We start from the raw sequence: 2,089 nt of genomic DNA, 5'->3' as shown, positions 1-2,089 counted from the left end.
TCGACTCAAGCTGCCCGACGACACGGCGCAGACGATTGTCTGCGTGGAAACGCTCGAGCACGTATTCGAAGTGCGCCGCGCGATCGACGAGATGATCCGCGTGCTGGCGCCCGGCGGGGCGCTGCTGATCAGCACGCCGCTCGATTTTCGGGTCCACGATTTTCCCAGCGACTATTGGCGGCTGACGCCGAGCTGCCTGTCGCGGCTGTTGACGCCGCTGGCCGGCACGATCGTCGGTTGGCAAGGCGTCGAAGATTATCCGCACACGGTGTTCGGCATCGGCGTCAAAGGGCCGGTCGACCAGCGCTTCGTCAACGGCGCCCAGCTTTTCGTCAGCCGCATGGATCAGTGGCTGGATCGGGCGCGCCGCCAGGTGAGCTGGCGGCGAAAGCTCAAGCAGTGGACCATCGGCCGCCTGCGCAGCAAAGGCGAGCGGCGCCGCGAGCGCGACGATTTTCGCGCCCAGTTCCTCGTCCAGATGCCGCACACGCCGCACTGGAAGAGGGCCATCCTGTCGTCGGGTGCGCCCGATCAACAGGCAGCCTGACTGGTCGTCGGCCGAACCGGATGGGTGCCGCGACGTCTTTTGAAGCCCACACCGTCACACCAACGCCGTGGGTGGCCAGGACACGCGGATGCGTGAATGGCACTAGGATTAGTGGCAGTATCTGATCGTGCGCCGCCGGCCATTCTGGCCGGCGCGGGCCAATTTGACTGCAGCCGAAAAGAAGCTGAAAATCGTATGCCGAAGGATGAACGTTTCGGCAGGCCAGTCTCTCGAATTGGTTGAGCAGTTGCAATGGGACAAAGCGGAAGGCTTTGTCCGACCCGAGGAATCACGCGACCCGACCGGCCCGAGCAACCACGCGAACGCGGGGCACCAAACCGGCCATCTGTCCGACCATCCGCGCGCCGGGGAGCTGCCCCTCTGGGCCTCGCGTATCGATCTACGGTGGGCAAAGCGGCGCCGGGCTGGATATAATTCGACTAAAGGACGCCGCATGCCCATTCCGGCCTTTGATACGATTCTTAATATATTGCCTCCGCACTTGGGAGATCCACGCGAGCCGGCTCATCTTTCGCCATACGTATGCACGGTTGAAGAGCTGTGCGACCGCTTTGCCACGTCGGCGCCGAGAAAGAACATCCTTGAAGGTTTTCTGAATCTTCGCGGGGATATGTCCGCCCTTGGAATTCAAGGATTCCAGTGGCTCGACGGAAGCTTTCTTGAAGACATTGAAAGCCAAGAGGGCCGGTCTCCGAACGACATTGATGTTGTATCTTTCATTAGCGCCCCGCACATTCCCATAGACCTATTTGCGATCATCGGCCCAAGGCCGGAATTGTGGAAACCGGCCCAGACGAAGGCAAAATACTCGGTCGATCACTACTTTGTGCCGCTTGGATCTGATCCTTCCCTGCTCATCGATACTGCGAAATATTGGTATGGGCTATTTTCTCATCGTCGCGCGGACGGCGCTTGGAAAGGGATGGCGACCGTTGACCTCGTTCACCCGGCCAACGACGCCGCAGCGCGCACGTTGCTAGCGAGCAGGCCATGAGCAACGTAATACGTTTGCAACTCCAGGCGATTGAACTCGGCCGTCTTTTGGAGAAGGCAAAAGACGATCCAGTCATGGAGCCCCAGCTGCGCGCTCGCCTAGCTGAAGTCCAATCGCGAATCGAGGCGGCTAAGCATCAGAAGGGCAGTCTGCTGCCAACCGAGCACGTAATGTTGCCCAGGGCCGCCGTTTTTCTTCGCGGGGGCGGCGTAACGGGCTCTGAGGGAATCAGCCCGTTTCTGGCCGGCGAAGTATTGATTCAATACGAGAAGATGTTTGAGGAACAAGCAATCCACGATGAGCGCGAAGCGGCCAGGCGGATGGGCCGGCATCGACGTCCGCGGGGCGCCCCAGTGCCGGGTTTGCTTTTTGCCGGCACGCCTCGCGGTTCGTTTGGGTTGGAGTTCACTCCTAAGCCAACCGGTGATGATACCCTGCTCGAAGTGCATGCCCAGGCGCTGCGAAATGTGGGACGCGCGCTCGTTGCGATTTCCAATAGCACCGCAGCGACGATTAGCGAAGATGTT

The 2,089-nt window shown here is 60.4% G+C and carries 3 protein-coding genes; all 3 read left to right on the top strand.

Features of this window, described 5'->3' with window-relative positions:
• Positions 1-547: methyltransferase domain-containing protein (locus VGG64_17945; protein HEY1601488.1), on the top strand; the 547-nt coding region annotated here is incomplete at its 5' end.
• 454 nt (positions 548-1,001) lie between these two features.
• Positions 1,002-1,562 carry a hypothetical protein gene (locus tag VGG64_17940; GenBank protein ID HEY1601487.1) on the top strand — a complete coding sequence of 187 codons (561 nt, stop codon included), beginning with the start codon at positions 1,002-1,004 and terminating at the stop codon, positions 1,560-1,562.
• The coding region (locus VGG64_17935) for a hypothetical protein (GenBank protein HEY1601486.1) at positions 1,559-2,089 on the top strand (531 nt) is incomplete at its 3' end. The genes VGG64_17940 and VGG64_17935, both read left to right, overlap by 4 nt.

Source organism: Pirellulales bacterium, from assembly GCA_036490175.1.
GTDB lineage: Bacteria > Planctomycetota > Planctomycetia > Pirellulales > JACPPG01 > JACPPG01.
The sequence above is the reverse complement of the archived record's forward strand: the minus strand, read 5'-3'. Positions and strand labels throughout refer to the sequence as shown.